22 protein-coding genes are annotated in these 26,992 nt (G+C 52.9%); 13 read left to right on the top strand and 9 right to left on the bottom strand.

The features are described 5' to 3' along the window. Positions 1 to 20: 20 nt before the first annotated feature. The 4 genes from HNV11_RS02345 to HNV11_RS02330 all read left to right on the top strand — a co-directional run bounded on the left by HNV11_RS02345 (position 21) and on the right by HNV11_RS02330 (position 4,010). The gene (locus HNV11_RS02345; RefSeq protein WP_171738129.1) at positions 21 to 1,103 is read left to right on the top strand and encodes a hypothetical protein; all 1,083 of its coding nucleotides are present in this window, start codon (positions 21 to 23) and stop codon (positions 1,101 to 1,103) included. Between the two features lie 51 nt (positions 1,104 to 1,154). Further along, the gene (locus HNV11_RS02340) at positions 1,155 to 2,291 is read left to right on the top strand and encodes a glycosyltransferase (RefSeq protein ID WP_171738128.1); all 1,137 of its coding nucleotides are present in this window, start codon (positions 1,155 to 1,157) and stop codon (positions 2,289 to 2,291) included. A 169-nt stretch (positions 2,292 to 2,460) separates the two neighbouring features. After that, positions 2,461 to 3,399 carry a 3-oxoacyl-ACP synthase III family protein gene (locus tag HNV11_RS02335; RefSeq protein WP_171742033.1) on the top strand — a complete coding sequence of 313 codons (939 nt, stop codon included), beginning with the start codon at positions 2,461 to 2,463 and terminating at the stop codon, positions 3,397 to 3,399. Beyond that, positions 3,396 to 4,010 (top strand): DUF6134 family protein, encoded by a 615-nt coding sequence (locus HNV11_RS02330; protein ID WP_171738127.1) that lies wholly within the window; start codon positions 3,396 to 3,398, stop codon positions 4,008 to 4,010. Before HNV11_RS02335 ends, HNV11_RS02330 begins: the two co-directional genes overlap by 4 nt. Here HNV11_RS02330 and HNV11_RS02325 read toward each other — a convergent pair. Beyond that, positions 4,007 to 4,942, bottom strand: coding sequence for a homoserine kinase (locus HNV11_RS02325; RefSeq protein WP_171738126.1), 936 nt, complete (start codon positions 4,940 to 4,942; stop codon positions 4,007 to 4,009). The two genes, HNV11_RS02330 and HNV11_RS02325, sit on opposite strands and share 4 nt — an antisense overlap. A 299-nt stretch (positions 4,943 to 5,241) precedes the next feature. Between HNV11_RS02325 and HNV11_RS02320 the strand changes: the two genes are divergently transcribed. The 3 genes from HNV11_RS02320 to HNV11_RS02310 all read left to right on the top strand — a co-directional run bounded on the left by HNV11_RS02320 (position 5,242) and on the right by HNV11_RS02310 (position 9,506). Continuing rightward, positions 5,242 to 7,512: a hypothetical protein gene (locus HNV11_RS02320; protein WP_171738125.1), complete on the top strand. Its 2,271-nt coding sequence runs from the start codon at positions 5,242 to 5,244 to the stop codon at positions 7,510 to 7,512. A gap of 42 nt (positions 7,513 to 7,554) precedes the next feature. Then, positions 7,555 to 8,310, top strand: a complete 756-nt coding sequence (locus tag HNV11_RS02315; RefSeq protein ID WP_171738124.1) for an SDR family oxidoreductase — start codon at positions 7,555 to 7,557, stop codon at positions 8,308 to 8,310. Between the two features lie 74 nt (positions 8,311 to 8,384). Next, on the top strand, positions 8,385 to 9,506 hold the full coding sequence (locus HNV11_RS02310) for a glycoside hydrolase family 130 protein (protein WP_171738123.1): 1,122 nt from the start codon (positions 8,385 to 8,387) through the stop codon (positions 9,504 to 9,506). 54 nt (positions 9,507 to 9,560) lie between these two features. Here HNV11_RS02310 and HNV11_RS02305 read toward each other — a convergent pair whose 3' ends face one another. Next, positions 9,561 to 11,720 carry a prolyl oligopeptidase family serine peptidase gene (locus HNV11_RS02305; RefSeq protein ID WP_171738122.1) on the bottom strand — a complete coding sequence of 720 codons (2,160 nt, stop codon included), beginning with the start codon at positions 11,718 to 11,720 and terminating at the stop codon, positions 9,561 to 9,563. Positions 11,721 to 11,823: 103 nt separating this feature from the next. Further along, positions 11,824 to 13,026: a M20 metallopeptidase family protein gene (locus tag HNV11_RS02300; RefSeq protein WP_171738121.1), complete on the bottom strand. Its 1,203-nt coding sequence runs from the start codon at positions 13,024 to 13,026 to the stop codon at positions 11,824 to 11,826. A gap of 355 nt (positions 13,027 to 13,381) precedes the next feature. On the opposite strand from HNV11_RS02300, the gene uvrB reads away from it, so the two are divergent. Both uvrB and HNV11_RS02290 read left to right on the top strand, forming a co-directional pair. Further along, positions 13,382 to 15,403 carry an excinuclease ABC subunit UvrB gene (gene uvrB / locus HNV11_RS02295; protein WP_317168050.1) on the top strand — a complete coding sequence of 674 codons (2,022 nt, stop codon included), beginning with the start codon at positions 13,382 to 13,384 and terminating at the stop codon, positions 15,401 to 15,403. A gap of 202 nt (positions 15,404 to 15,605) precedes the next feature. Next, positions 15,606 to 16,133, top strand: coding sequence for a DUF2911 domain-containing protein (locus tag HNV11_RS02290; RefSeq protein ID WP_171738119.1), 528 nt, complete (start codon positions 15,606 to 15,608; stop codon positions 16,131 to 16,133). A gap of 11 nt (positions 16,134 to 16,144) precedes the next feature. Here the strand turns inward: HNV11_RS02290 and HNV11_RS02285 are convergent, their stop codons facing one another. Next, positions 16,145 to 17,098 carry an alpha/beta hydrolase gene (locus HNV11_RS02285; protein WP_171738118.1) on the bottom strand — a complete coding sequence of 318 codons (954 nt, stop codon included), beginning with the start codon at positions 17,096 to 17,098 and terminating at the stop codon, positions 16,145 to 16,147. Between the two features lie 393 nt (positions 17,099 to 17,491). On the opposite strand from HNV11_RS02285, the gene HNV11_RS02280 reads away from it, so the two are divergent. Further along, positions 17,492 to 18,643 (top strand): sigma-54-dependent transcriptional regulator, encoded by a 1,152-nt coding sequence (locus HNV11_RS02280; protein WP_171738117.1) that lies wholly within the window; start codon positions 17,492 to 17,494, stop codon positions 18,641 to 18,643. Between the two features lie 439 nt (positions 18,644 to 19,082). Here the strand turns inward: HNV11_RS02280 and HNV11_RS02275 are convergent, their stop codons facing one another. The 3 genes from HNV11_RS02275 to HNV11_RS02265 all read right to left on the bottom strand — a co-directional run bounded on the left by HNV11_RS02275 (position 19,083) and on the right by HNV11_RS02265 (position 21,049). Then, entirely contained in the window at positions 19,083 to 19,856 is a 774-nt protein-coding gene (locus HNV11_RS02275; RefSeq protein ID WP_171738116.1) for a hypothetical protein, read from the bottom strand. Then, positions 19,853 to 20,353 (bottom strand): hypothetical protein, encoded by a 501-nt coding sequence (locus HNV11_RS02270; protein ID WP_171738115.1) that lies wholly within the window; start codon positions 20,351 to 20,353, stop codon positions 19,853 to 19,855. Before HNV11_RS02270 ends, HNV11_RS02275 begins: the two co-directional genes overlap by 4 nt. 219 nt (positions 20,354 to 20,572) lie before the next feature. Continuing rightward, positions 20,573 to 21,049, bottom strand: coding sequence for a hypothetical protein (locus tag HNV11_RS02265; protein WP_171738114.1), 477 nt, complete (start codon positions 21,047 to 21,049; stop codon positions 20,573 to 20,575). 355 nt (positions 21,050 to 21,404) lie between these two features. On the opposite strand from HNV11_RS02265, the gene HNV11_RS02260 reads away from it, so the two are divergent. Then, a complete protein-coding gene (locus tag HNV11_RS02260) occupies positions 21,405 to 22,118 on the top strand; it encodes a DUF6597 domain-containing transcriptional factor (protein ID WP_240163701.1) in 714 nt (237 codons plus the stop codon). 286 nt (positions 22,119 to 22,404) lie between these two features. Here the strand turns inward: HNV11_RS02260 and HNV11_RS02255 are convergent, their stop codons facing one another. Further along, entirely contained in the window at positions 22,405 to 23,481 is a 1,077-nt protein-coding gene (locus HNV11_RS02255) for a LuxE/PaaK family acyltransferase (protein WP_171738113.1), read from the bottom strand. Between the two features lie 38 nt (positions 23,482 to 23,519). Here HNV11_RS02255 and HNV11_RS02250 point away from each other — a divergent pair, with 38 nt between their 5' ends. Further along, entirely contained in the window at positions 23,520 to 24,068 is a 549-nt protein-coding gene (locus HNV11_RS02250; RefSeq protein WP_171738112.1) for a hypothetical protein, read from the top strand. A gap of 63 nt (positions 24,069 to 24,131) precedes the next feature. Here HNV11_RS02250 and HNV11_RS02245 read toward each other — a convergent pair whose 3' ends face one another. Next, positions 24,132 to 25,325 (bottom strand): sensor histidine kinase, encoded by a 1,194-nt coding sequence (locus HNV11_RS02245; RefSeq protein ID WP_171738111.1) that lies wholly within the window; start codon positions 25,323 to 25,325, stop codon positions 24,132 to 24,134. A 331-nt stretch (positions 25,326 to 25,656) separates the two neighbouring features. Here HNV11_RS02245 and hemA point away from each other — a divergent pair, with 331 nt between their 5' ends. Next, on the top strand, positions 25,657 to 26,940 hold the full coding sequence (gene hemA / locus HNV11_RS02240; RefSeq protein WP_171738110.1) for a glutamyl-tRNA reductase: 1,284 nt from the start codon (positions 25,657 to 25,659) through the stop codon (positions 26,938 to 26,940). The last annotated feature ends 52 nt before the right edge of the window (positions 26,941 to 26,992 follow it).

Here is a 26,992-nt window from a genome sequence, read left to right as displayed (position 1 = left end):
AAACCGTTTTTAGATATAGAATGAGAGCCGTTACCTTTCTCTTACTTTTGCTGTACGGAGCGTTCCATACGCTTCCGTCTGTTCCTATCCGGCTTCAGCCGCAATCCCTGCCGTTTACGCCCAAAGAATTTTATATTGCTGCCGTTTCTGATCAGCGATCCGAATCGGGTCCGGTTGCCCGGCTGGCGCTGGTGCTTAATCAGCCTCCGCAGTCGGTTGATCTGGAACACGGGCTTGTTGGTGGCATCCGGCAATTTATCAACCAGAGTGTCAGACCGAATAAAACGCTGCGACCGATTGCCATGCGCGTGACGCAGTTCCGGTTGACCGAAACCGCTGTAGGCAACCGCGTGACGGGCCACTTTCTGTTTGCCGCTGCTTTCGACCTGCTGGGCAAAAACGAGGACGGCAGCGAAACCAGCACCCGCCTGACCACCTACCGGGGCAGCGTCAACTACACCCGTCCCCTGAGCCAGACAACCGTTATTGAACCGACTATCCGGCAGGCAGTTGTCGCTTCTCTGCGGACGCTGAATGACTATATGACCCGCGAAGTGAGCCAGAATGAAAAACTGGCAACCGGCCTGAAGGTCATCTTCACGGATGATTCCCGGATGACCGACGATGATACGGTACATTATAATCCTGACCGTAAACTTACCTGGAATGATTTTCGGGCCGAACCGCGCCGAGGCAGCCATTATGCCGCCGAAATCTTCACCAGCTTCGCCTACGAAGGCAAAAGCACGGTCAAGGAAGGGATTATAAACGTGAACCTGACGGTGAAGAGTTATATGCTCAAGAGCTCGTCCTGGGGACGTACCGAAGCCAGAAACGATTATGCGCTAAACCACGAGCAACGGCACTTCGACATTACAAAAATCATTGCCGAGCGGTTTAAACGGAAACTCCATTCCGACAGCCTGACGTTGGAAGATTATAACAGCATCATTCAATATCAGTTCATTGAATCGTTTCGGGATATGAACCGGATGCAGGAGCAGTACGACGCCGAGACCGGCCACGGTACGAACCAGATGGCGCAGGAGCGATGGAATCAGCGAATTGACGCAGAGTTACGTACCTTTGGGGTGAAAAACTAAACACGACCTGTTTGCGATGCCGGACATGCTGCTAGTGCGTTGCCTTATTCGATGAAAGCTCGTATCCTGCACATCAGCACCGCTCATCAGCCTCAGGACCCGCGTGTTGTTTTCAAGCAGTGCCAGACACTCACCCAGGCGTATGACGTGTTTTGCGCCCTGCCCCGTGCCGACCCGGCCGTTGCCCCCGATATTCATTTCATTCGCCTGCCGTTTTTCAGACGCGTGATCTGGCGAACCTTACTGACCTGTCCGCTTATTCTCCTAAGGTGTTTATGGCTGCGTCCGCGGATCATCCATGTTTACGTACCGGAGTTCATCCCATTTGCCTTTGTCTTTCGATGGTTTGGCGCAGAAGTGATTTATGAAGTGCAGGAGAACCTATACAAGAAAATACATCTGAAGACCTTCAACCGGGGATACGGGCTGGAACGGGCGTTTCGGTGGTTCGACCGGCTGGCGCAGCGGCATTTTTTTCTGATTTTTACGGAACATGGCTATCTGGACACCTATACCCGGATGGCTAAACCTTACGCGGTAATCTATAATTACCCGCTCCTGTCGTTTCTCGAACCGTTTCGCCGACCTTACCAGCCCAACCCTGGGCAGCCTTCGTTCTTTTACATTGGCTGGCTAAGTTTCGAACGGGCATTCGATACACTGGTAGATTCGTTAGCCCGACTCAAAAGCCAACATCCCGATTTTATAGCTCATTTTTTCGGCCGGCGCACCTTCACGAACGCTGATCTGGCGCAATTACCTGCGTTTTCAACGGTGCGATCAAACCTCCGCTTTTACGGGTATGCCGATCAGCGCAAGGCCCTCCCCTACGCAGCCGGAGCAACGGCCGGTCTGGCCTTGCTGAAACCCGTCGGCGATTACCCGGACTCATACACGACCAAAATGTTTGAATACATGGCGCTGGGTCTGCCGGTTATTACGTCCGACTTTCCGCTGTATCAGCATGTTGTCGAGCGTCACCGCTGCGGCTTCTGCGTTTCGCCCTATGATCCCGCCCGGCTGGCCGAAACATTAACGTATCTGATCAAACACCCCGACGAAGCCGAAGCAATGGGGCAACGTGGTCGGCAGGCGGTCGAAACCGAATACAACTGGGATTCGGAGGCCCAGAAGCTGCTTGCCTTTTATAAACAGATTTCACACAATCCGAACCGAACCCATGCCTAACTGACGAATAAATCGTTCTGCGGACGAATCATTCGCCCTAGCCTGATGTTTTTAACATTACCAACACGTTATGGTATTGTTCTAATGACAAATACCATGCTTTCCCGGAAGGATTTAACTTTCGGATATTTTTCAGGCAATGCCTGAATCCGCTTTATTTATCGGCCTGATGTATATTCATGCAGCAAGCCACTACTTACCAACAGAAGTAGTTGGCAATGACCATTTTACCCAGCTCAACGGCCTTTCCAGCGACTGGATTATTGAACGAACCGGGATTCGGGAGCGACGCAAAGCCGCCCCTGGTGAGAACACGAACACCATGACGCTCGACGTCATCCGTCGGCTCGCGCCCAAAACTGACCTCTCAACGATTGACCTGATTGTTGGCGCTACGTATACGCCCTACGATACCATTGTTTCGTTGGCTCACGAAGCTCAGCATTGCCTGGGCATTGCCGACATTCCGGTTGTTTCAATTTCGACGGCCTGCTCCTCGCTACTCAACGCAATTGAAGTGGTTGAAGGATACTTTGCGCTTAACAAAGCCAGTCGGGCCCTGGTCATCGTATCGGAACACAACACGGCCTACAATAACGAGCAGGATAAAGTGTCGGGGCATCTTTGGGGCGACGGCGCGGCTGCCCTGCTGATTACCAAAGAGCGGCAGAGCGAGGACGATTTCGTTATTAAAGCCCTGCTGACGGGCGGAGCGGCCCATACGGCCAAAGCTACCAACGCGGTTGTGCTCAAACCTAACGAAGGCGGAGTTGTGATGCCGCACGGCCGCGACGTTTTTATCAATGCCTGCCAGTATATGCCTAAAGCCAGCCTGCAGGTGCTGGAGCGCTGTGGTCTGACGCTGGCCGATGTTGATTATGTGCTGCCTCATCAGGCCAACCTGCGAATTTCGCGCAACGTTATGCACACGCTTGATCTTCCCGAAGAAAAGTTGATCTCTAATATTCAGTACCTGGGCAACACGGGCTGCGCGGGATGCGCCATTGCCTTGTCTGAAAAGTGGGACACCTTCCAGAAAGGACAGCGGATTGTAGTGACGGTTTTCGGAGGAGGCTATTCCTACGGAGCGATGCTGCTGGAGCGATGAAAGCGGTTCTGGCGGGCATACTTTGCGGGCTGGGCTCGGTGAGCCTGGCCCAGTCATCGGGTCAGTCAGCTGCCGAAACGCACCATTACGCGATTGAAATCGCGGGTATTCGTGTAGGCACAATGACCGCCGTTCGTCAGCCGTTAGCCGACAACCGATCAACCTACACGCTCATCAGCGACGTAAAGGTTAAACTGCTGGTCTACACCGTAACGGTATATTACAAGGCCAATACCCATTTTGAGGGCAAAAAGCTTATATTTTCAACGGTGGAAGCGCACACCAACCGGGGCAACTACGCATCCCGAACGGAGTGGAAAGGCGATCATTACGTAATTTCAGCAGATCAGTATAAATACAAACGGCAGGCGACGGAACGAAATCCGATCGACTACGTCCTCTCCTCGTTGTACTTCACGGAGCCAATTGGCCGCAGCAAAGTCTTTTCGGAGTATTTCGGTGATTACTTTCAGCTCAGCCAAACTCAGGCAGGAACGTATCGTGCTCTACTCGGCGACCGGGAAGACGAGTATGTCTATGAACGCGGTCGTCTGGTCAAAGTAATCAAGCACAACGCCATCAAAAATTTCGTGCTGCGGCTGCTGGATTAGTTAGCCAGCACTCTGGGGCCCTGCCGGTTAATTTCCGAGACGTATGCTTCGCTGGTGATACCCACCGACAGAAATGCCTGCTGCATAGCCGCGCCAACCCGCTCGGCCGTATGCGCGTCGCGGCTCAAGGCAAACATCGATGGTCCCGAGCCTGAAATACTGCACCCCAATGCGCCGTTGTCGAGAGCGGCCTGTTTGGCTTCGTTGAACTCCGGAATCAGAATGGCCCGCACGGGTTCAATAATTACGTCGACCAGCGACCGGCTGATGAGGTCATAGTCAGGTTTCATCAGCCCGGCAATCAGCCCCGCCACATTGCCCATCTGCGTGATCGTATTCTTCAGCGACACCTCATTTTTCAGGATGAAACGGGCATCTTTGGTATTGACTTCAATGTCGGGGTGAACAATTGTGCAGAAAAGCGCTGCCGGTGTTTCGATCCGGATTACGTCGAGCGGGTGGTAACTCCGAATCACCACAAACCCACCCAGCAGCGATGGTGCTACGTTATCGGCATGGGCCGAGCCGCAGGCCAGCCGCTCCCCTTCCATTGCAAACGGCAGCAGGTCCATCGTCGCCAACGGCCGTCCGAGCAGTTCGTTAATGGCATATACGCCCGCCACGGCGCTGGCGGCACTTGAGCCTAGCCCGCTACCCAGCGGCATCTGCTTATGCAGCAGAACATCTACGCCGACATCGGTCCGGTTAATATGCTGCAGGTACGTCTGAATGGCAATCCCGGCTGTGTTACGGGCAGCTTCCCGAGGTAGACGCCCCTCGTCACCAATAATGTCGGTAATTCGAACGCCGGGTTCCGGACGCGCTGTCAGAGTAATCTGATCGCCGGGGCTGGCAACTGCAAAACCGAATATATCAAACCCGCAGGCCACATTGGCTACGGTAGCAGGCGCAAACACTGAAATTGAATCCACGATACGAAATAGGGCAGCGAAGGGACAAGTTTAGCGGTTTCGAGCCGGAAAATCAATGATAAACGGCCATTGGTAGCTGCACAATCTTTAAATGACCTGATTTGGTCAGATTCTTTCAAACGCGAGCCTTAGCGAAATTTATTACCCCTGTCAATAGTGCGGTCTGATCTACCTCAGGACAAGGATAAAACCAGCTAATTCTGACTGGTTAATCTGACTTTAACCGTATCCTAATTGTTGAGTACGATCGCTAACTATTAGGAGCGGGTTTAGTTCTGCCATACACTAATTCCACGTCTATGGCAGAATCTTCTTCTCAGTCACGTTCCAGAAAGCAGGCCGCATCCCAGTGGACGGTGGGTATCGAAGAAGCTCTAAGCCCATCCAGAAACCGAAAGCCTGCCAACCTTCAGCCCTTATTCGGTCAGTTGGAAACCTGCCTCGACGCTACCTCCTTCTGGCTGATTTTCAGTTTCCCTAAAGGCGGTAAAGTAGCGATTCGAACCTGTTTTGACCCACAGACACTGAAGAAATGCCAACCGGGAAATCAAAGTAATACCTTCGCTGAATACCAGATTGATGGTGCCATTGGGCAGTTTACGGTGCGGGTTGAGTGGCCCGATCCTGAGCGCCCAGTGCTTCATTATACAACCGCACTGCGTCCCCACCAGGACCTGACGTTATCAGCTCTGCCGCGGGATGTCTATGTGCTGGACCGGCGATACCGGCTTTCTAAAACCGCTGGCAAGATCTTTACTACCCAGAACGGCCCTACGTCCGGCACGGCCTATTTCTGTCTGGAGGACTACCAGACCGGTACCGTGCTTTATTTTCAGAATCTGACATCTCTGAATCCGTACTGTAGTCTGACGCAGACAGACCCCAGTGGTACAGTAGGCGCTCAGTGGCCGGAAATAGGTTTGTCGCTGCCTACATCCGACAAACCGCTGCCGGGCAAAAAAGAAGTGATTCTTTCGGATGCGTATCTGTATTTGAGCGAAACGCTCCCAGTCGATGAGTTTGAGGCCGCCGATCAGTACATCGACGCCACTGCGGCTATCTACCGCTATATTCCCCGACCCGAAACCGACTATTACGACTGGCCCACAACAGCTGTCCGGACCCTGCAAACGCTGACCCGTTCGTCGGTATGCAGTCGCCGGATCAAAAACCATGTGTATCTGAACGCCTACGTCGGTTCGTCCTATAAACCGCCCGAAAGCATGGTGCAGTTGGCAATCCTGCTGCCGCTGATGGAGTATGAGCCGTGGAAAGGTGATCCGATAAAGTTGGTCAAACAGCTCCAGCATAGTGTCTATACGTTCTTTAATGAGCAGTTAGGCACTATTGTCCGGTGGCTGCCGGGTGCTGAGTTTAAGAAGGCGGACGCCGACCTGAGCGAAGAAGAAGGCCCCCAGCGCATGGACTCCTGGTATCTGTTGTATAGCCTGATGAACCTGGGCAGACTGGCCGGGAAAGGCGATGAAGAGGCCAAGAAAATGTTTTTCTCGTCGCTCAACTATGTCATCAAAGCGGCTCATCACTTCGATTACGAATGGCCGGTTTTTTATAACATAACCAGTTTAAAAGTTTATAAAGCCGACCCCAAACCCGGTACAGCGGGCGAGGTTGACGTTCCGGGGCTTTACACGCACGTCATGCTACAGGCCTATGAGCTAACCAACGATAAGACGTATCTGAACGAAGCCGAAATGTCGGCGCACCGGCTATGCGGCAAAGGATTTGATCTGCTGTACCAGACGAATAACACCATCATGAGCGCGGTGACGATGGCGAAGCTCTGGCGCATAACCAGCAACCGGCTCTATTTTGATCTGAGTAAAGTGTGCATGGCCAGCGTGGTGGCCAAGATGTGGCTATGGGACTGCAGCTTCGGTCACGCGCAACACTACACGACGTTCATGGGCGTATCGTGTCTGCAGGATGCCAGTTATGTAGCGTCGTATGAGGAAGAGGAAGCGTTTACGGCTGCGCTGGCCTACTTGAAACTGGTTGAGCACGAAGTATCGCCGTCGCTAAATCTGCTGCTGGCCGAGTACATGAAGTATCTGCTGCACCGGGGCCGCTATTACCTGCCCGCCGAACTGCCGGAAGATACCATTTGTGAGAAGCCGCGCGAAGGTCATATTCAGCGTAACCTGCCAATTCCGCTCGAAGACCTCCGAACGGGCTGGCAGCAGGCCGGGCAGGTTGGGCAGGAAGTTTACGGCAGCGCCAGTGCCTTTGTTTTTACCAAGTGCGCGTATCTGAAGCTGCCTAAGGTGCCAATCGTTGTTTTCACTGAATACCCTATTCTGCGGGCCGACTTCCGTACCCGAACGCCCAAAACGGGTGAGGTCACCTTCGAGATTTGCGGGCTGCCCGAGCTGAAATGCCGGTTACGCATTTTTCCCAACCGGAAGGCCCTGCCCTCGGTTCGGGTTGTTGAAGTGCAGACCGGAACGGAACGGGAATGGCCCCTTGAAACCAAGACTGAGGACTTCTACGAAGTGCAGGTACCGGGCGGTGTGCGCCTGCGCATCGAGTGGCAAACCGAGTCAAAAAGCTGAACACACGCTCACTAACCCTAAAAACAACGCATAACTTAACGTATGGAAGCACGTAACGCACACACAAAAGTTGAACCGCTGGAAGGTAAACGAATTCTGATAACGGGCGGAACGACGGGTATTGGTCAGGCAATTGCCATTTTACTCGGCTCCTATAAAGCCCGGATTTTTACGCTCGGCCGCCATCAGGAACAGTTAGACGAAGCCCTGAGCCGAATTCGGGAAGTTGGCGGACAGGCCGATGGTATCGTTGCGGACTTATCGAAGCAGGAGGATGTCGAACGCGTGTTTCGGCAGGCCGATCGGGTTCTGGGCGGTATCGACATGTTTATCAGCAACGCGGCTCTGGCCGGTGAATCCATCGCCGACATGGACAATGCGGGCTGGCGTAACGTCGTCGAAACGAATCTGCTGGGGTACATGGCCTGCACCAAGGAAGCCGTTAGCCGGATGCAGGCGCAGAAAAAAGGCCATATTGTGTTTATCGGGTCCATGAGCGCTGATGTGCGCGAAAGTGGCAGTTCTGTTTACGTAGCAACGAAAGCCGCGATTCAGGGCTTTGCCGAGGCTTTGCGGAAAGAGGTTAACGAAACCGGGATTAAAGTCTGTCTGATCGAGCCGGGTAAGGTAAAATCGGATATCCACGGAACGACCGCCGATGAGCAGAAAGCGGAGATTGCCAAAGAAGAAATGCTGCTGGCCGAGGACATTGCCGTTGCTGTGCATTACGTCGTGACGCAACCCCACCGCTGCGATGTGGTTTCCATGCAGATCCGGCCGCACATGCAGCTGATTTAACCATTATTTCCCCATGTTTCCTGTCCACAAACGACATGAACAGGGTATGTGCCTGTTATGACCAGCTTGCGCTTATGAATTTCCCAACCGACCTGATCATCTTCGGCCCCAACGATATTGACCTTCAGAGTTCCCCCCTGCGTACGTCCATTCAGGCCGAAACATACGTGCTGGGCGCTTTCAATCCGGGCCTGACCCGGCTACCAAACGGGAATCTGCTCATCATGATCCGGGTTGCCGAAGCGCTTCGGCAACCCATTGTGGGTACGCATATTCATGCTATTCGCTGGGACCCGGAACAGGGTTACGTTCTGGACGAGTATCCGCTCGACGATGTCAATGCCGCCGACCCCCGGAAATTCCAGTTACTGAATCACCCGGTTCGAATCATGGCCCTGACGTCGCTCTCCTGGCTGCTGCCGGTTGAACTGAACGTAGACGGAACGGAGGTGCGCCACATTCATTACGATAAAATCATTGCGCCCCGCAAGTCGTATCAGGAATACGGCGTGGAAGATGCCCGCATCAGCAAGATCGAGGATACCTATTACATGACCACCTGCTCGGTTAGTGCCGAGCGCCACAGCACGACGCTTTACACCTCGACCGATGGGTTGAATTATGACTTGCAGGGTATCATTCTGGATCACCAGAACAAGGATATGCTGCTCTTCGAGGGCAAGGTAAACGGCAAGTTTTACGCCCTTACCCGACCGCTTGGCGATCTGTACTTTGCCTATCCGCCCGGTAGCCCCTACCTGCCCGGACCCGCCATGCATCTGGCCCAATCGCCGGACGCGCTCCACTGGAAACCAACCGATGCGCCATTCATCCGGGGACGTAAAGGCTCAACGTCCACGGCTAAAATCGGGGGCGGAACCCAGCCTATCCTGACCGATCAGGGCTGGCTGCTGCTCTACCACGGTGTCGAACGGCAGGGCATTGTTGGTATCTACCGAACGTTCTGGGCGCTACTGGACGCGAATGATCCCTCGCGCATTCTCCGGCTCGAAGACCAGACACCCGTACTCGAATCCCGCCCGGATTTACTGCATGAACTAAAAGATCAGATGTATCTCTCGGATGTCGTTTTCACAACGGGCATTCTCGACGCAGGCGACCACTATATTGTGGCCTCCGGCGAAGTCGACCTGGCCTGCCGGATTACCCATATGCCGAAAGAAGTGTTTACGTAAAAAAACAGAGCCTCTACTAATCTGGAGGCTCTGTTTTTTAGCTGTCTAACGCGTCTATTTTTTCACGACCATTTTGGGCTGAAAGTCCGGATGGCCCGCCTGCCAGAGTCCAAAGGCTAACATGTTAGCGAAGTTGCGAAACGTCACGGTCTTATCTTCGGTGAAGTGGCCGTTGTCGTAATTGACCTGCATCAGCACCGGGCGGCCCGATGTGCTGGCGTTTTGCAGGGCTGCGGCCAGCTTACCCGGCTGCCAGGCAATCACGCGGGGGTCGTTCATGCCCCCGATGCACATCACTGCCGGATATTTGGTGCCTTCTTTTACGTGCTGGAATGCATCCATCTCGTAGAGCGCCATGCATTCGGTTGAGTCATTGACAGTACCGAACTCGGCTGCGTTGATGGGGCCGTTTGGCGAGTTTTCCATGCGCAGAGCGTTCGAGCAGCTTACGTTGCTGATAGCCGCAGCAAACAGATCGGGGCGCTCCGTAATGGCCCGGCCAATCAGAATGCCGCCCGCCGAGGTGCCCATACCGATAAGTTTGCCCGCGCTGGTGTAGCCGTTTTTAATGAGGTATTCCCCACTGGCAATAAAGTCTTTCCAGGTGTTTGGCTTGGTAGTTTTATAACCGGCTTTGTACCACGCCTGCCCTTTCTCGGAGCCACCGCGCGGATGGGTTTCGGCCAGCACAACGCCCCGGTTCAGCAGGGCTAAATTTCGACGGCTGAAGTAGGGCGTTCCTGAAATACCATAGGCGCCGTAGCCGTCCATCAGACAGGCTGCGCTACCGTCACGCTTGAGTCCTTTCCGGTAAATAATTGACAGCGGTACCATCGTTCCGTCGTGACTCGGAATCTCTACCTCTTCCACCACCAGGTCCGCCACGCCGGGGTAGTTCATCGGCGTATGGAAAGCGCTGGTAACCAATTTGCCCGTCTCTGGATTATAGTCATAGAGCGTTCCGGGATCGTTCCACGACGTCGCATACACCAGGACTTCGTTAGAGCGTGGCGCGTCGTAGAACTCAATACCCTTGGTACCGCTGCCCGGAATCGGTACGTCGGCCCACTGGCTGGTGCGTGGGTCATACTGCCGGATTTTTTCGTTAATGCCGTCGCTCAGGATAACAAATAGAAAATCTTTCGACGAGGCCATTCGGGTAATGTTCTGCTTGCCTTCGGGCAGTAGTACGGTCGCCGTTGCGAGGTTGGGATTAGTCGCGTCGGTTACCACAATCTGCCCGTTGGGCGCGTTTTTCACACTCTGCACAAATAGCCGGTCGCCTAACTTGACGAAGCTGCTTACGCTGTCGGTAACAGCGCACAGTCGCTTCCAGCCGATGGTCGACTGGCCCACATCCGAGGCCGGGGCTACCCAGGCTGTGGCCCGGCGGTCTACCGTGCCCAGATAGCCATACACCTGCGTGTTATCGTCGGAGTAGTACATAACCGGGTACTGGTCGGGCTTGATGCCAAAGTCGGGGTTCTTCTCAATGGAAAACAGGTCAGGGTTGTTGGCGGGGTCGGAACCGAGTTTGTGCAGCCGCCCTTTGGTGTTCAGATTGCCTTGAGGGTCTTTGGTGTCCATCGAATTGTTGGGCGTGTACAGAAATCCGCTGTTGTCGGGCAGCCAGCTTACCTCACCGCCAAACACCGCCGTGATGCTCTCCGGCCCGAAAGTCTTGGTAGCTACCTCCATCGTTCGGACGGTCGAGAGTTCAGCCCCGCCTTCCTGCAGGCCAATAACCATTTTCTTCCCGTCGGAAGAGGGCGTAAAAGCCGTCATCAGATACGTTTTGCCTTTTTCGTAGGCCAGCGGGTCGAAGAGCAGCGTTTCTTTACCCGTTTTACCCTCGCGGCTGTAGAGCTTACCGGCTTTTTCGCTCGGCAGCGTTTTGCGGTAGAAATAGGTGTTACCCCGTTTTTTGATCTCTCCGTAGCGAACGGCCAGTAACTTATCGTAGTCAACGAATTGCTGGATCAGCTTGTCGCGGCCCGGTATCTGGTCGAGTATGGCGTTCGTGTAGTCACCCTGGGCTTTGAACCAGTCTTTTACTTCCTGGCTGTTCATGTCTTCGAGCCAGCGGTAATTGTCGACAACGGCTTTACCAAAGTAAACGTCGGTAACTGGCTGTTTACGTGTAGCCGGCATGTTCTGAGCGAGGGTGCTTAGGCTAACAAGTAACCCAATACAAACACTAAATGGTATTTTCATGCAGATAGTTAGTTAGAAACCTGCACGAAAATACCATCTGCTCATTCTGCCAGCTAGCGTATAACTACCTGTTTTTCTGACCGTTTACTTACTTCAAAACGGATTAGACCGTCTGTAATTCCTGCACGGCCAGCCAGCTCATCAGCCCGGCACCGGTTTCGAGCGCGGCTTCGTCGATGTCGAACGTTGGCGTATGAACACCCGACGTAATCCCCCGCGCTTCGTTGCGGGTACCAAGCCGGTAGAAGCAGGAGTCTACTACCTGCGAATAAAAAGCAAAGTCTTCGCCGGCCATCCATAAGTCGAGGTTAACGACATTCTCAGCCCCCATGTAGTCAACGGCCTGCGCCCGCAGTCGGCGGGTTAGTTCGGGGTGGTTCTGCAGGAAGGGATAGCCATGCACAATCTCAAATTCGCACGAGCCGCCCATGGCTTCGGCAATGCCTTCAGCCAGTTTGACCATACGCCGTTTGCCTTCGGCCCGCCACTCTTCGTTCATGCAGCGAAACGTACCCTGAATCGTTACCTCGTTCGGAATTACGTTCGTCACGCCGTCGGCAATGAACCGCCCGAACGACAGCACCGAAGGGCTGGCCGGGGGCCGGTTTCGGCTGATGACCTGTTGCAGCGCCACGATGATATGCGACGCAATCAGGACGGGGTCGACCAGGTTATCGGGCATGGCCGCGTGGCCGCCCTTGCCCCGCACTGTCAGGTACAATTCGTCAGTGCTGGCCATGTACATGCCTTCCCGAAAGCCGATTTTCCCCACCGGAATATTAGGCGCTACGTGCTGACCGATCATACTTACGGGAGCCGGGTTCTGCAGAACCCCTTCCTTAATCATTAGAGATGCGCCACCAGGGGCTTTTTCTTCGCCGGGCTGGAATACCAGCTTCACCGTTCCGTCGAACTGATCGCGCAGAACGTTCAAAATCCGGGCTACGCCCAGCAGGGAGGCCGTATGCGCATCGTGGCCGCAGGCGTGCATCACCCCATCCACGGTCGACTTATAGGGTACGTTGTTGGCTTCATGGATCGGCAGCGCGTCCATATCCGCCCGCAGACCAACTACTCGTGAGCTAGCCGAAGAACTATAACTTTTACGTCCTTCAATCAGGGCGACCAGACCTGTATCGGCAACGCCTTCCTGGGGCGTAATGCCAATGGCCTTTAGCTGATCGGCCACAAACCGCGCCGTGTTCCGTTCGTGAAAGGAAAGCTCAGGATGCGCGTGGAGGTGTCGGCGGGTCTGAACAATATCAGCTGCGTACTGCCGGGCGAGGGATTTGATCGAGTCGAGCATATGGTTAATGTGGGCATCCTGCTGTCTCTAACGCGAAGTAGCATATGGGACGGCGAGCATACCGTTGCGAATATAATTCTATGTTGACAGCCAACTGCTGCGGGGTACTCATTATGTCGATACTAACCGATAATCGCTCGCATCCGTTTCCGCAAACCCCACCGATTCGATTATTTGAGGAAGTTATCACGGGATGCCTGAACAGACAGAGCGGTTTCCGGGCATATAAAAACACTCCCGGCCGATGGCGAGTTGACCCACGGGAACCGCTTCGGATTTTAAAACCGTCCTTGTAATCCAGCCCAAATCTTCGTAAATTAGCCAGATTCAACTGGCCGCGCAGGCGGCAATGCTAATGAACTTCAAATTAACCTCTGCATTCCAGCCAACCGGCGATCAACCCGCTGCTATTGAAAAACTTATTGGTGGCATTAAAGAAGGCGAACCGGCGCAGGTGCTGCTGGGCGTAACGGGTTCGGGGAAGACGTTTACGGTTGCCAACGTCATTGCCCAGCTCAATCGCCCTACGCTCGTTCTGAGCCATAACAAAACGCTGGCGGCCCAGCTTTACGGCGAATTCAAGCAGTTTTTCCCTGAAAATGCGGTTGAGTACTTCATCAGCTATTACGATTACTACCAGCCCGAAGCCTACATTGCGACAACGGGAACCTACATAGAAAAAGACCTCGCCATCAATGAGGAAATCGACAAGCTACGGCTGTCAGCTACGTCGGCGCTGATGAGCGGCCGACGCGACGTGATTGTCGTGGCTTCCGTTTCGTGCATCTACGGCATGGGCAACCCCGAAGAATTCAAGCGTAACGTTGTGCGGATTGGCGTAGGCGAACGAATGAGCCGCAACCAGTTTCTGCACCAGCTTGTCGGGATTCTCTACAGCCGTACCGAAGGCGAGTTCCAGCGGGGCAATTTTCGCGTCAAGGGCGATACGGTCGACCTGTACGTTGCCTACGCTGACTTTGCGTACCGGGTCATTTTCTTCGGCGATGAGATTGAAACCATCCAGCGCATTGACCCCGGCACCGGCAAGAAGATTTCGGATGAGCGGCTCGTAACGATCTTCCCGGCCAACCTCTTCGTAACGGGGCGCGATACGCTCAACAATGCCATCCACGAAATTCAGGACGATATGGTGGCGCAGGTCCGCTATTTCGAATCGGAGTTCCGGGAGCAGGAAGCGGTCCGGATTCGGGAGCGCACCGAGTTTGACCTCGAAATGATGCGCGAACTGGGTTACTGCTCGGGCATCGAAAACTACTCGCGCTACTTCGACCGGCGGCTGCCCGGTCAGCGGCCGTTCTGTCTGCTCGATTATTTCCCCGACGATTTCCTGCTCGTGGTGGACGAAAGCCACGTAACGATTCCGCAGATTCGGGCGATGTGGGGCGGAGACCGTTCCCGCAAAACCGCCCTGGTTGATTACGGCTTCCGGCTGCCTTCGGCGATGGATAACCGGCCGCTGACCTTTCAGGAATTTGAGGATTTATCCGGTCAGGCGATTTACGTGTCGGCAACGCCCTCGGATTATGAACTCCGCAAGAGCGAAGGAGTCGTTGTTGAGCAACTGATTCGGCCAACGGGTCTGCTCGATCCCGAGATTGAGGTTCGGCCGAGTCTGAACCAGATTGACGACCTGCTTGAATCCATCGACGCCCGCATCAAAAACGGCGAACGGGTTCTGGTTACGACGCTCACCAAGCGTATGGCCGAGGAGCTGACCAAGTACCTCGACCGCGTAGGTATCAAAACCCGCTATATCCACTCCGAAGTGAAAACGCTCGACCGGGTCGAGATTCTGCGCGATCTGCGGCTGGGTAATTTCGACGTGCTGGTAGGCGTAAACCTGCTCCGCGAGGGCCTTGACCTGCCTGAAGTATCGCTGGTTGCCATCATGGATGCCGACAAGGAAGGCTTTCTGCGCGACATCCGGTCCCTGATCCAGACCATCGGCCGGGCCGCCCGGAACGTTAATGGGAAGGTGATTATGTATGCCGATACCATTACGGGGTCAATGCAGAAAGCCATTGACGAAACCAACCGGCGCCGGGCCATCCAGATGGAGTACAACCAGGATCACGGCATCGTGCCGCAAACAGTATTCAAGTCGCGCGAGTCCATTATGGGTCAGACTAAAGTGGCCGACTCAAAACCGAAGCAATTTTATATTGAGCCGGATGAGATTCGCATTGCTGCCGATCCGGTTGTGCAGTACATGGGTAAGAGTGATCTGGAAAAGGTCATCACTGAAACGCAGGCTAAAATGGAACGGGCCGCCAAAGAGCTCGACTTCCTGGAAGCGGCCCGTCTGCGCGATGAGCTATTCCAGCTACGCGACAAGCTAAAGAAAGAAACGGCCTGAATTCCTATAAGTCGCCCGTTCCGGCATAAGTCTAAATGAAACAATGAGGTAGGTTGAACCAGCCGGTTTGACCTACCTCTTGTTCTTTATGGCAATTTGTGCTGTAGAAATCTGGTTTTATCGGGCTTATCTCGTTTTCTATCCGTTGCCAGTCTACTTTTTTCTAACTTGCTGACTATCCGCTCAAAACCGACTACCTGCCATGAAACGCATATTGATCATCCTCGGCATCATTGCCGTCATTCTACTTGCAGCGTTCTTTACGTTGCGGAGTTTAACCAAGTCCAACAGCCCCGAGGCCGTTGCGCAGTACAATCAGGACGGCTTATCGGTTACGGTCAACTACTGCCAGCCTTACAAGAAAGGCCGTAAAATATTCGGTGGACTGGTGCCATATGGAGAAGTCTGGCGTACCGGCGCGAATGAAGCCACTCTGATTAATTTCGATCAGGGCGTAACGGTGGCTGGCAAACCTCTGAGCGCCGGCGAATACAGTTTCTGGACTATCCCATCTCAGCAGGGCTGGATCGCCATCTTCAACGACGAAACCGGACAGTGGGGCACTAATTATGACCCGAAACGTGATGTTATGCGCGTGCCGATTGTTGCCCGTCCCCACAGCCCGGCGGCCGAACAGTTTACCATCAACTTTGTGCCGCAGCCTAACGGTACCGACATGATGCTCGTCTGGGATGATACCGAAGCCGTTGTGCCAATTCAGAAACAATAGCCTCAGCCAGATCAGTCGTTACCCATAAAGCTATCCGCAATAAATTTTAACGCATCGGGCAGGCCGCTCCGCCAGTACGCCCAGGTATGCGCCCCATCGCGAACCCGGTATTCATGGGGAATTTTCCGGTCCAGCAGCGCAACGTGCAGCATGGCATTCCCCGCCGACAGGGCATCGTCGTCGCCACAATCAATGTACCAGCGCACCCGGCTCAAATCGCCTTCGGGTGCCGAACGAGCCAGGTTGATGGGGCTGTTGCGTTTCCACGCAACGGTCAGCCGATCTTCGCCTTTTACGGGGCCGCTGAATACCGGTCCGAACACACTGTTGTACCGCTCGTCAGGTATGTTTTTGAACATATCGTCGGTACGTGCCGAAGCGCTCAGGGCAGCGCAGGAGCCGAACAGCTCGGGGTGATGCATGGCCAGTACCAGCGAGCCAAAGCCCCCCATCGAAAGCCCGGAAATGCCCCGGTACTCGCGTTTAGGGCGGGTCCGGAACGTTGAATCAATGTGCGGGATCAGCTCCTGCACAAACATATCCTCGAACCGCACCTTGTTCTGGTAATCGTTGATGAACCAGGTTGCGCCCCCATTGGGCATGACAATAATCATGGGCGGCAGCTCGCCTAGCCGGATCTTTTCGTCAACAATCCGGTTGGCTTCGCCATATTGTATCCAGCCCGTTTCATTATCACCGTATCCATGAAGCAAATACACAACCGGATACCGCCGGTTCGACACGTAATAATCCGGCGGCAGGTAAATTGAGTATTTAACCGTTTGGTTCAGGATGGAACTGTTCATGACCAGACTCTCCAGTAACCGGGTTTGAGGGGCCGTAACAACCGGCACCGGACCGTTGCTTTCGGGCGTGGTCAGCTGAGCGCGTCGGCGCGACTGAGCCAGAGCCGTCAATGCCCAGACGGCCATCAGCAAACACAGAAGAAAACTACGTACAGACATCAGACAGAGGAACGTAAGAAGATGTAACTGGCAAAACGTATGGTTGCAGCGAAAAAGCCGGTAGCAGACCAGCGATTAGAACTTCGCAGCAACGAACACCCGTTCCTGTAACGAAACAAAGGCCTTTGGTATGCACAAACGAGCCATTTCCTTTCTTTTTTGACCTACTGGTGCCTGTTTTTCGGGCATCTGGGGATTAATCGCCGGAAATCCAGTTCGCCCAGGCTGAAGCGCAGTAGTTAGAATACCCTCGGCTCCGGTAAACAGGCATATGTCATACAACAAAATTTTGGTCGTTTCCGGTAACTTTAAGGACCTGTACTTGCAGATACGTTTGTAAAATACCTATTTTCGGCCCGGTGCCTCAGCACTCCCTAACCCATACCCACACGCATGGCCAAACTGATTATCGTAGATGACGAAAAGAGTATTCGAGCGGCACTACGCGATATTTTAGAGTACGAAGGCTACGAGGTAGACGAAGCGAAAGACGGCGAGGAAGGTCTGGATATGATTATGCGCACGGGTTACGACGTAGCCTTGTGCGACATCAAGATGCCCAAAATGGACGGGCTGGAGTTATTACTAAAAGCCAATGACGCCAGTCGGGGCACGCAGTTCGTCATGATCTCGGCCTTCGGTAACGTTGAAAACGCGGTTGAAGCAACCAAGCGCGGAGCCTTCGATTTCATTACGAAACCACCCGATCTGAACCGCCTGCTCGTAACGGTACGTAACGCAATCGACCGCGCCAAACTGGTGCAGGAAACCAAGACACTCAAGAAACGGATCTATAAGCTAAATGAAATCGTTGGCGACTCAGACCCAATTCGGAAAGTTAAGGAAACGATCAACCGTGTGGCGGCTACCGAAGCGCGGGTGCTGATTACCGGCGCCAATGGCTCAGGCAAAGAGATGGTGGCCAAGCAGATTCACGAAAAAGGCAGCCGCGCCAGTATGCCGCTGATTGAAGTCAACTGCGCGGCCATCCCCGGTGAGTTGATTGAAAGCGAACTGTTCGGTCACGAAAAAGGGGCTTTTACAGGGGCCAGTGCCCGGCGCGTCGGAAAGTTTGAACAGGCCGACGGTGGTACGCTTTTCCTCGACGAGATTGGCGACATGAGCCTCTCGGCGCAGGCCAAAGTGCTACGGGCGCTGCAGGAAAACAAGATTACCCGCGTTGGGGGCGATAAAGAGATTAAGGTCAATGTGCGCGTAATCGCAGCCACGAATAAAGACCTGCGGCAGGAGATCGCCAACGGTAATTTCCGCGAAGACCTCTTCCACCGCCTGAGCGTAATTGTTATCCACGTGCCGCCCCTGGCCGAACGGCGGGCTGATATTCCGCTGCTGGCCGATAAGTTTTTGCACGACATTGCGAATGAGTACGGATCGGCCGTAAAAGACCTGAGCCCCGAGGCAATGGCTTACCTCCAGTCGCTGCCCTGGACCGGCAACGTCCGCGAACTGCGAAACGTAGTCGAGCGATTAGTGATCATGTGTGGCGACGAGATTTCGCTGGATGATGTGAAGCTGTACGCGTAATTCCTGAACCAGAGTTTGAACGAGATTGAACTCTGCCCAAACTCTGATTTTACCACTACGACCCACGGCTTGAATCTGGCGTTCGATATTCCTAAAGTGGATACAATACACTATTAACCGGGACGCCGGGTGATTTTACCTAGCGTCCCAGCTTTAAAGCCATTGGCCCACTCATAAACGTGAATTATCTAAGGTAGCTATAGCTGTAATCAAAACGGCAGAACGTAGTTTTCCAGGGCGGACTAAACCGAAACTTCTTTAGACGCGCCTGTTCATTGGCTTTAATTCGGTTGTAAATGATCATTTTCCTAGCCCGAGGTAGCAGCACACAAAACACTGAAACTGAATATATTCTGTACAATAATACAAGCAACCCCCACAGTTCCGGTTAGGAGAACAACAGCTACTATGGCTGTCTGGACATGAGAAGGGCGTTTCTCTACTGAAGGTTAGTACGCTTCAGGAGTTTAAAGCCAAGCTGTAATCCCAGATTCATATGAAATGTAGGGATGTTTTCGGCTGAAAATTGGAGGGTCTTTTGCTGGCTACCCTGGGGCGTATACGTGTAGGCTTCATGTTCATAAGTTCCCGTAGAGGACGGTAGTCCTATTCGAGCATCGGCTTTAGCGGCCAGTAACCAAATGCGTTTATTGATGAACCGGAACTGCCCACTCAAGTGCATACCGGGGCTTAGCTGACTGTGCCGGGGTCCTGCCTGCGAACCCAGTTTCTCAAAATCCTGAACCAGCAGCAAAGCGGGCCCAGCGCTGCCGATTAGCCGGCCCTTTAACCCAAACCAGGCCCAGCGAAACGACCCATAATAGATTCGACTCTGTAGATACAGGTAAGGTCCATTCGAAGAACGGCCTGTAATCTCGGCGGTAAGGGGCATTCCTAGACTAAGCTGATAGCCATGTCGACGGGACTTTTGGTAAGTGATTTCCAGATCGGCAGTAACGTTTTTGCGAACACGCGGAAAATTGGTCGGCCCTGTACACCCAAAGAAACACCCGCCCGGATTTGTAGATTCCCATCCAGTGTCTCTCATTTTCTGCACAATAGATGCACCTGGTCCGAAGCCCTGCCAGCCTGCCCATGAGAACGCAACCGTCCAAGGTCGTCCAAACGCCTGCACGGTTGGCTCCGGTGGTGGAAGAATGCTTTTCTGGGCCAATGTCACCAAGGGTAGGAGCAGAAAACAAAGGGCTTTCATGGCGTGTATAGGCTAGCCTGTTTAAACTGTTCGACAATGGTGAACCGTTGAAATCGCTTTGGCACCTCCGTTGCGACCGACTGCTCTCTGATATTTACGCTTTCGACGTTAACGGACCCAATGATCAAACCGACTCCGGAGAGAATTACGCCGTAAGCAATTGCGTAAAAGCTTGCCGGAAACCGAATAAATCCTGATGTGTCGCCACCCTGAATAAATCCGAGGATAACCCCTAAACCGGCTCCTAATAAAAAGCCTTTACCGGCACGTCCCCGGCGCTGCAGCGTCAATCGGCTGATGTCGACATACCGATACACCCGTAGGGGCAAGGCCGACATTAATGAATCAATCGGTGGCAACGTACCACCGTGTTGGCGAACTAAGGCGTTTACCAAAGGTTTCAGATCCTGTATAGGAGCCAGTACAACTGAAGAATCGGTCAGGTCGAACAGTACACCCGATTGTTGGCTTTTTTTGCCAATGAATCGTACGTCCATTATGTAACGCCGAAGTTCAATACGAGTATTAGATTGGTTAACAGCCTGGCCCAGAACGCTACTGGTAGCAATTATCCAAACAATGAGGGATAGACATGTAAGCTCTTTCATGGGTATTTTTAAGCAGGTGGATAGTCATTGAACATTCACACCTTAGTCGGAAGCCTATAAGAATAAGGTAATAGAAGGTTGAACGAAGTCAATCTTGTTTGGTTATCCTTACTGCTCAAACCTAGCGCGGACTCGTTTTTCAACAAAATGATCACCACCCCATTTTTTTGTTACGTCTTTGCCGGTTGGATCAGTGACTTTTTTGAAACCGGAGAAAATGAGCGTATCCCCGTCAAGTTTCCATTCCTGCCAGTCGGATGTGCCCACCAGCGTCGTGTCGGAGCAATACCTGACGGTCTCTTTATACTGATTTCCGTTTAGGCTATACGGCCCGGCTGCGGTCATATAAAAGCTGCCATCCGGTTTATACATAATGAAGCTATAAAAGCCATCGTGATAGACCTTAAACTGCTGAGGACGTTTCGGTTTAACCACCTTTCCATTCACCCGGTTTTCCACCAACTCCCAGTTGCCCTCAATAGGCGATTGGGTAGAAGAATTCGTTTCTGTTTCTGACGATTTGCCGGTATTCTGGCAGGCAATGGACAGTATAGCTAATGCTACAAATAGAGGGCTAGTTTTCATATTTAGATCATTCAGTAAGGTTCATAAAACTACCTTGCCTGGCCCGAGTCCGATTGTACAAATGCGACATTCTCGGCGAGTATCTACCTGAGCGTATCTACAACCCATATGCAGTGCGGGCGTTCCGGTTCAGCGGGTTAGCTTACCTTCTCAAACCCCATCGACACCGTTGGCCTGATTGCTTTGGTTAAGCAGCCTGAAAGCACCACCCGTATTAATACGTAGCTGTTGGAGTGGTTCTTTTCGGTGTAGTTGGCAAGACCGTTTCCTAAATACGAGCTCGACAAACCTTGTATCTCGCTGCTACTCAGGGTACATTTAATAAGGCTTCACCCTTCTCTACCCCGTTCGGCTCATGCGTTACCAGAAATTTGCCCCGGCTCCACATCTTGCCCCGTTTGTGGAGTGCTACTTCATTTGGGAAAAGCGTGATCAACTGACGGCTCCACTTCGCATCGAATCTCCCCCATCAGGTTTTGGTTCTATGGTTTTCAACCTGGGAGATGCTTACCGCGTCAGAACAGCCAGAACGGATCAAATAGCCCCGAATGCCTTTCTGACAGGACAGGCAACCAGCCGGTACGAACTTGAACTAACGGGACGCATCAATATGGCGGGTATCGTGTTTCGGCCGGCGGGATTGAACTCGCTGTTTGGCCTGCCTATGTATGAGTTCACTGACGAGCGCATTTGCCTTTTCGATGTGCTGAAGCCATTGGTGGGGTCGTTACCAGATCAACTCGCCGAAGCTCAAACCGACGCAGAACGGGTGGCCCTGTTAGAGGGGTTTGTAAGTCGTCAGTTCCTGCGCCGAGGTAACCAAGCTGATCGCACCGATTATACAGCCAACCTGATCGCTGACCGCCAAGGCCTTCTGAACATTAATGAATTGATGGATGACCTCTATGTTTGTCGACGGCAGTTCGAACGGCAGTTTTTGTTCAAAGTAGGCATTAGTCCCAAGTACTACGCCCGCATCCGGCGAGTCGGAATCCTGTGTGCGCAGATGGCCGCCCAACGCTGGCAAGTGACCGACTGGCACGAACTGATTTATCAATTTGGCTACTAGGATCAGTCGCACTTCATCCGCGAGTTTACGCAGATCACCGGCAAGCGGCCCACGCTCTACGTAAGAACCAACGATGAGTTGACCCAGTATCTGTGAGAATGTCGCCTATGTGTAATAGGCGTGGGGCAGGCAGGGTAGTTTTGAGCGCACCATTAACGCTATTCGCCATACTGCGGCTTCTGCCTCTAACGAGTTTATTCGTGTTACGTGCCAACGCACCATTGAGTAGATTCAACGGTGCATTGTATCAGGATCGAAATAAGTACTACTGGTCCTGTTCAGTAGATCAGATAACCATCAGGTTGCAGCCGCGAACGTCTGAATTGTCGAAACGGCCAATCACCCGGAAGCTGCCCGCTGCGCCGACGAACTGCCCCAGGTCCTGCGTTTCGATGAACGAGCAGGAATCCAGATTGGCCAGGTCTACTACATTGATGCCGCCGGTGCGCTCATAAGCGTCAGGATAAAGAAAAAACGGATCGTTAATATCCCGCAGAAAGACCCGTAATGTCGCGCTGGGCTGGAAGATTCCCTCCCCTTGCGAATACGCCTGTGAGAGCAGTTCGGTCATGCCATACTCCGAATGGATAGCATCGACACCCAGCCGACTCGTCAGGATGGCGTGCACTTCATCACGGAGCAACTCCTTCCGGCGTCCTTTCATCCCACCCGTTTCCATCACAATCAGGCTAGGATTCTGCTTTAGAAACGACAGCTCACGACCCGACTCGGCCCAGTCGAGCAACCCGAACGTAACGCCGATGAGCAGAATCTGCCGGCCATCGGGCTGTTGGGTCAGTTGCCGGAGCCGCCCGGTCAGTTCATCGTGGTTGTGCAGAAAAAAATCGGATTGATTCGAGTTTGTCTGCGCTATAAATCGCTGAACCATATACACCAGCGACGAGTTATTTCGTTCAAGATACGATGGCAGCAGCGCCAGAATATGGAAGTTCTGCAACGGGCCGTAGGTCTGCTCGAAAGTCCGGGTGCTGACGGCATCGTACAGGTTTGGGTCAGGTACGAGGTGACGGCTGGTTTGCTCGCCTGTGGTGCCACTACTGGCAAAGGTCAACGTGTCCGAGAGCGCTGAGGCATTGGTTCCGGAGCCAGTCAGAACGGTCTGCGTTTTGAAAAAACCAATCGGCATGAAAGGTACCCGGCGTAAGTCCGTAACGTGTTCAGCCGAAACGTTGAGATGACGCAGGTACGCCCTGTAAACGGGATTCCAGGCGGCCTGATACCGGAAAACATCCAGGGCCAGCGACTCGAACTTGTTCCGGTCCAGATTAATGGTCAGAATCTGCTGCCGGAGCCATTGCCGACGAGCGGCTGCTTCGGCGGAAAGCGTTAATGAGAAAGACAACGTAAAAAAGCGTTTATTGCACTACCAGTACTAACAGTATGCGACGGCAACTAATTCAACCGTACCTTTTCGTGTTTGGGATTGCCCTCACACTCTCGGCCTGTTTCAACGAGCCTAACTACTCGGATACGCCCGAAATTGAGTTTAAAGAGGTGAGCCCGCCCTACACCATCGAGGCCGGAACCGGGATTGGTAAGCAGAAGCGCGACTCCGTTATCATCACGATTGGCTTCAAAGATGGCGATGGTAACCTTGGTAACGACGTGCCCGTACCGAAAGCTGATTCGGCCCGTTATGTATCGAACGGGAACTGGGGTAATTATAAAATCCGGACGTTCCGCCTGGTTAATAAGAAATACGAAGAGGTCAACCTGCAGGAGAACCGGATTCTGTATTTCCCAGACCTGACTAAAGGCAAGCCGAAGGGAGCTATTGAAGGCACCCTTGAATTCCGCCAGATTTATTATTACGGGAACCGCTTCCGTCGGTATCCGGTCAAATACCAGATCCAGATTCGGGACCGGGCATTGAACCAGAGTAACGTCATCGAAACCGACACCGTAACGGTCGCCTTCCCTGAAAACTAAGGCTGATTTACAGACAAATACGTATTGATTTACAGAAGTCCGTGACAACGCGGGCTTCCGGGTTTAATCGGCGTGGAGTACAATCCGGAAGGTGGTTCCTTTGCCAGCTTCCGAACTTTTAACAAACAGCCGGCCGTTGTGATACTCTTCCACAATCCGTTTGGCTAAAGTTAAGCCCAGGCCCCAGCCCCGTTGTTTAGTGCTGTAGCCCGGCGTAAAGACTTTCTGCATATTTTTCTTCGAAATCCCTTTGCCGGTATCCGTAATATCAATGGCCACCTCCTGATGCGGCAGCGGTACCATCGTCAGCCGTAGTTCGCCAACGCCTTTCATGGCGTCAACGGCGTTCTTGCAGATGTTTTCAATGACCCATTCGAACAGGAGTTTGTTGACCTTGATCGTCTGACCGGGCGGCAGATGACTCGTAACGCTCATTCTGACCTTCGTTGAAATCCGCTTCGACAGATAATCCACAAATTGCTGAACCACATCGGTTATGTTTTCATCTTTCAGCGTTGGTATCGAACCAATACTGGAAAACCGCGCCGTGATGGTTTCCAGCCGCTGAACATCCTTTTCAATCTCGTCCGTTATACTCTGATCATACTGCGCCGGATCGGAGCGCATGTACTCGACCCACGCCATCAGCGACGACATGGGTGTACCTAACTGGTGCGCCGTTTCTTTGGCCAGCCCCACCCAGACCCGGTTTTGCTCGGCCCGGCGCGATGAACTAAAGGCCAGATAAGCCAGCACCCCCAGCGCCGTCAAAATAGTCAGCAGAGCGTAGGGGAAATAAGTTAACTGACGCAGCAATCTGGAGTTTGTGTAGTACACCAGCCCGCGTTCGCCATTACCAATGTCAACGACCAGGGGATTATGCCGCTTTTTCATTTCGACAATTTTCTGCCGAAGAAACTGCTCTACCTGTTCGGGTGTATATTCTTTAGGAGCATCCAGATTTCGGTAATTAGCTATTTGCCCATCAGGATCTACATAAATGGCTGGAATTGTCGTATTGGCTCTGAGAATCTGATCGGTAACAAACGTAATGTCACCCGAGTTGGTGTGCGTTGAACTGACTAAATACGCAATGCTCCGGGCGTATAGCTGAACGTACTGCTCCTCCCGGTCTTCCAGCTTATTGATCAGCCGGTTGGTGTATAAGAGCGACCCCGTTCCAACCAGCAGTACGTTCAGGGCCACAATAATTTTCAGAATATTATTCTGACTGTAAATGTCAAATGATTTCAGCATAGCCTCGTGCAGCCGGTTCTGATCAGGTTGCTGCCAGGAAACAATCCTTCAAAACTGACTTCGTCGTACTCTAAAATAAACCTGTTGCCTACTTACGAATCAAACCAAACAGGTTACCTGATTTGTAAACGTTAAAACCGCTTCAATTGTGCAAAAACGAACCTCCGATGATGAACCTTTGTTGACTTAAAGAATAGGATTGAACAAAGAGAACAAGCGTTTATATAGACACATTCTAAATAACTCAACCGTTTGTTCAGTCTGTTTTCATGTCCGGCAATTGTACCGTAATTTTGTGCTGGTCAAAGGCCAAATAGAGTGCGTTATAACCATGTTAGACACTTTCAAATCAATTAGTTTATCGCATAAAACGGCTCCCCTCGGAGTTCGTGAACTAATTGCACTTAACGAAGGCGAAGCCAAGCGGCTGATGCTTCGCCTGCGGGACTTTTTTGGGCTGACGGATCTGCTCGTCGTCTCAACTTGCAACCGGACAGAGGTTTATTACGCGTTTGACCAGGACCTCAATGCCGAAATTGCCCGCCTGCTGCTCATTGAAAAAGGGCTGACAGACACCGATCAATATCTGCCTTATTTCCAGTTTCTGGGCGCTCATAACGAAGCCGTTCAGCACTTATTTGAAGTATGCGTGGGCTTGCATTCGCAGGTAGTCGGCGATATGCAGATACCCAATCAGGTGAAGCAGGCGTATCAGTGGTCGGCAGATCTGGACATGGCCGGACCGTTTCTGCACCGGCTGATGCACACCATTTTCTTTACCAACAAGCGTGTAGCGCAGGAGACGTCGTTCCGCGACGGAGCTGCTTCGGTCTCTTACGCAGCCGTGGAGCTGATTGACGAACTGGTTGGCGAACAGCAGAACCCTAACGTTCTGGTTATTGGTCTGGGTGAGATCGGAACCGACGTCTGCAAAAACCTGGAAGCCCGCAACGTTCGGAATATTACGCTTATCAACCGCACCCGCGCTAAGGCCGATGCCCTTGCCAACGCGGCTAATTTCCGGGTTGCCGACTTTGAGAGCCTCACGGACGAAATTCACCGGGCCGACGTCATCATCTCGTCTGTCATGCGCGACGAGCCGCTGATTACGCCCGAGTTGCTAAAGGGTCTGAACGTCCTGACGTATAAATATTTCATTGACTTATCGGTGCCGCGCAGCGTCGACGCGTCTGTGGAACAGATTCCGGGGGTTCTGGTCTATAACATCGATCACATCCGCAACCGCGCTGATGAGGCACTGAACCAGCGGCTGGCGGCTATTCCGCAGGTTGAAGCAATCATTGCGCAGTCGGTGGCCGAGTTCGGCGACTGGTCGAAGGAAATGGTTGTTTCGCCAACGATCAATAAACTGAAAAACGCGCTGGAGCAGATTCGTAAAGACGAAATTGCCCGGCACATGAAGCACCTGACGCCCGACGAGTCCGAAAAAGTGGACAAGATTACGCGGGGCATCATGCAGAAAATCATTAAACTCCCCGTCCTGCAGCTCAAAGCAGCCTGCAAACGGGGCGAAGCCGAAACGCTTATCGATGTGTTGAACGATCTCTTTGATCTGGAGAAGCAGCCTGCCGAAGACGCCAAAGGCCTGCACTAAGCAACGGTCTACAGCCTATCGAGCTCCCAAATTGGCAACAGTTTGGGAGCTT

This window comes from Spirosoma taeanense (genome assembly GCF_013127955.1).
In the GTDB taxonomy this organism is placed as follows: Bacteria; Bacteroidota; Bacteroidia; order Cytophagales; family Spirosomataceae; genus Spirosoma; species Spirosoma taeanense.
Note: the sequence above shows the minus strand (reverse complement) of the source record. Positions and strands in the feature narration are given on the sequence as shown.

What these genes read in the sequence shown, in the direction of transcription:
- HNV11_RS02340 (WP_171738128.1), top strand. Translation starts at nt 1,155, where the DNA reads ATGAAAGCTCGTATCCTGCACATCAGCACCGCTCATCAGCCTCAGGAC.
- HNV11_RS02300 (WP_171738121.1), bottom strand. Translation starts at nt 13,026, where the DNA reads ATGCTCGACTCGATCAAATCCCTCGCCCGGCAGTACGCAGCTGATATT.
- uvrB (WP_317168050.1), top strand. Translation starts at nt 13,382, where the DNA reads ATGAACTTCAAATTAACCTCTGCATTCCAGCCAACCGGCGATCAACCC.
- HNV11_RS02260 (WP_240163701.1), top strand. Translation starts at nt 21,405, where the DNA reads ATGCGTTACCAGAAATTTGCCCCGGCTCCACATCTTGCCCCGTTTGTG.
- HNV11_RS02305 (WP_171738122.1), bottom strand. Translation starts at nt 11,720, where the DNA reads ATGAAAATACCATTTAGTGTTTGTATTGGGTTACTTGTTAGCCTAAGC.
- HNV11_RS02320 (WP_171738125.1), top strand. Translation starts at nt 5,242, where the DNA reads ATGGCAGAATCTTCTTCTCAGTCACGTTCCAGAAAGCAGGCCGCATCC.
- HNV11_RS02285 (WP_171738118.1), bottom strand. Translation starts at nt 17,098, where the DNA reads ATGTCTGTACGTAGTTTTCTTCTGTGTTTGCTGATGGCCGTCTGGGCA.
- HNV11_RS02280 (WP_171738117.1), top strand. Translation starts at nt 17,492, where the DNA reads ATGGCCAAACTGATTATCGTAGATGACGAAAAGAGTATTCGAGCGGCA.
- HNV11_RS02330 (WP_171738127.1), top strand. Translation starts at nt 3,396, where the DNA reads ATGAAAGCGGTTCTGGCGGGCATACTTTGCGGGCTGGGCTCGGTGAGC.
- HNV11_RS02265 (WP_171738114.1), bottom strand. Translation starts at nt 21,049, where the DNA reads ATGAAAACTAGCCCTCTATTTGTAGCATTAGCTATACTGTCCATTGCC.
- HNV11_RS02315 (WP_171738124.1), top strand. Translation starts at nt 7,555, where the DNA reads ATGGAAGCACGTAACGCACACACAAAAGTTGAACCGCTGGAAGGTAAA.
- HNV11_RS02250 (WP_171738112.1), top strand. Translation starts at nt 23,520, where the DNA reads ATGCGACGGCAACTAATTCAACCGTACCTTTTCGTGTTTGGGATTGCC.
- HNV11_RS02245 (WP_171738111.1), bottom strand. Translation starts at nt 25,325, where the DNA reads ATGCTGAAATCATTTGACATTTACAGTCAGAATAATATTCTGAAAATT.
- hemA (WP_171738110.1), top strand. Translation starts at nt 25,657, where the DNA reads ATGTTAGACACTTTCAAATCAATTAGTTTATCGCATAAAACGGCTCCC.
- HNV11_RS02345 (WP_171738129.1), top strand. Translation starts at nt 21, where the DNA reads ATGAGAGCCGTTACCTTTCTCTTACTTTTGCTGTACGGAGCGTTCCAT.
- HNV11_RS02290 (WP_171738119.1), top strand. Translation starts at nt 15,606, where the DNA reads ATGAAACGCATATTGATCATCCTCGGCATCATTGCCGTCATTCTACTT.
- HNV11_RS02270 (WP_171738115.1), bottom strand. Translation starts at nt 20,353, where the DNA reads ATGGACGTACGATTCATTGGCAAAAAAAGCCAACAATCGGGTGTACTG.
- HNV11_RS02275 (WP_171738116.1), bottom strand. Translation starts at nt 19,856, where the DNA reads ATGAAAGCCCTTTGTTTTCTGCTCCTACCCTTGGTGACATTGGCCCAG.
- HNV11_RS02310 (WP_171738123.1), top strand. Translation starts at nt 8,385, where the DNA reads ATGAATTTCCCAACCGACCTGATCATCTTCGGCCCCAACGATATTGAC.
- HNV11_RS02335 (WP_171742033.1), top strand. Translation starts at nt 2,461, where the DNA reads ATGTATATTCATGCAGCAAGCCACTACTTACCAACAGAAGTAGTTGGC.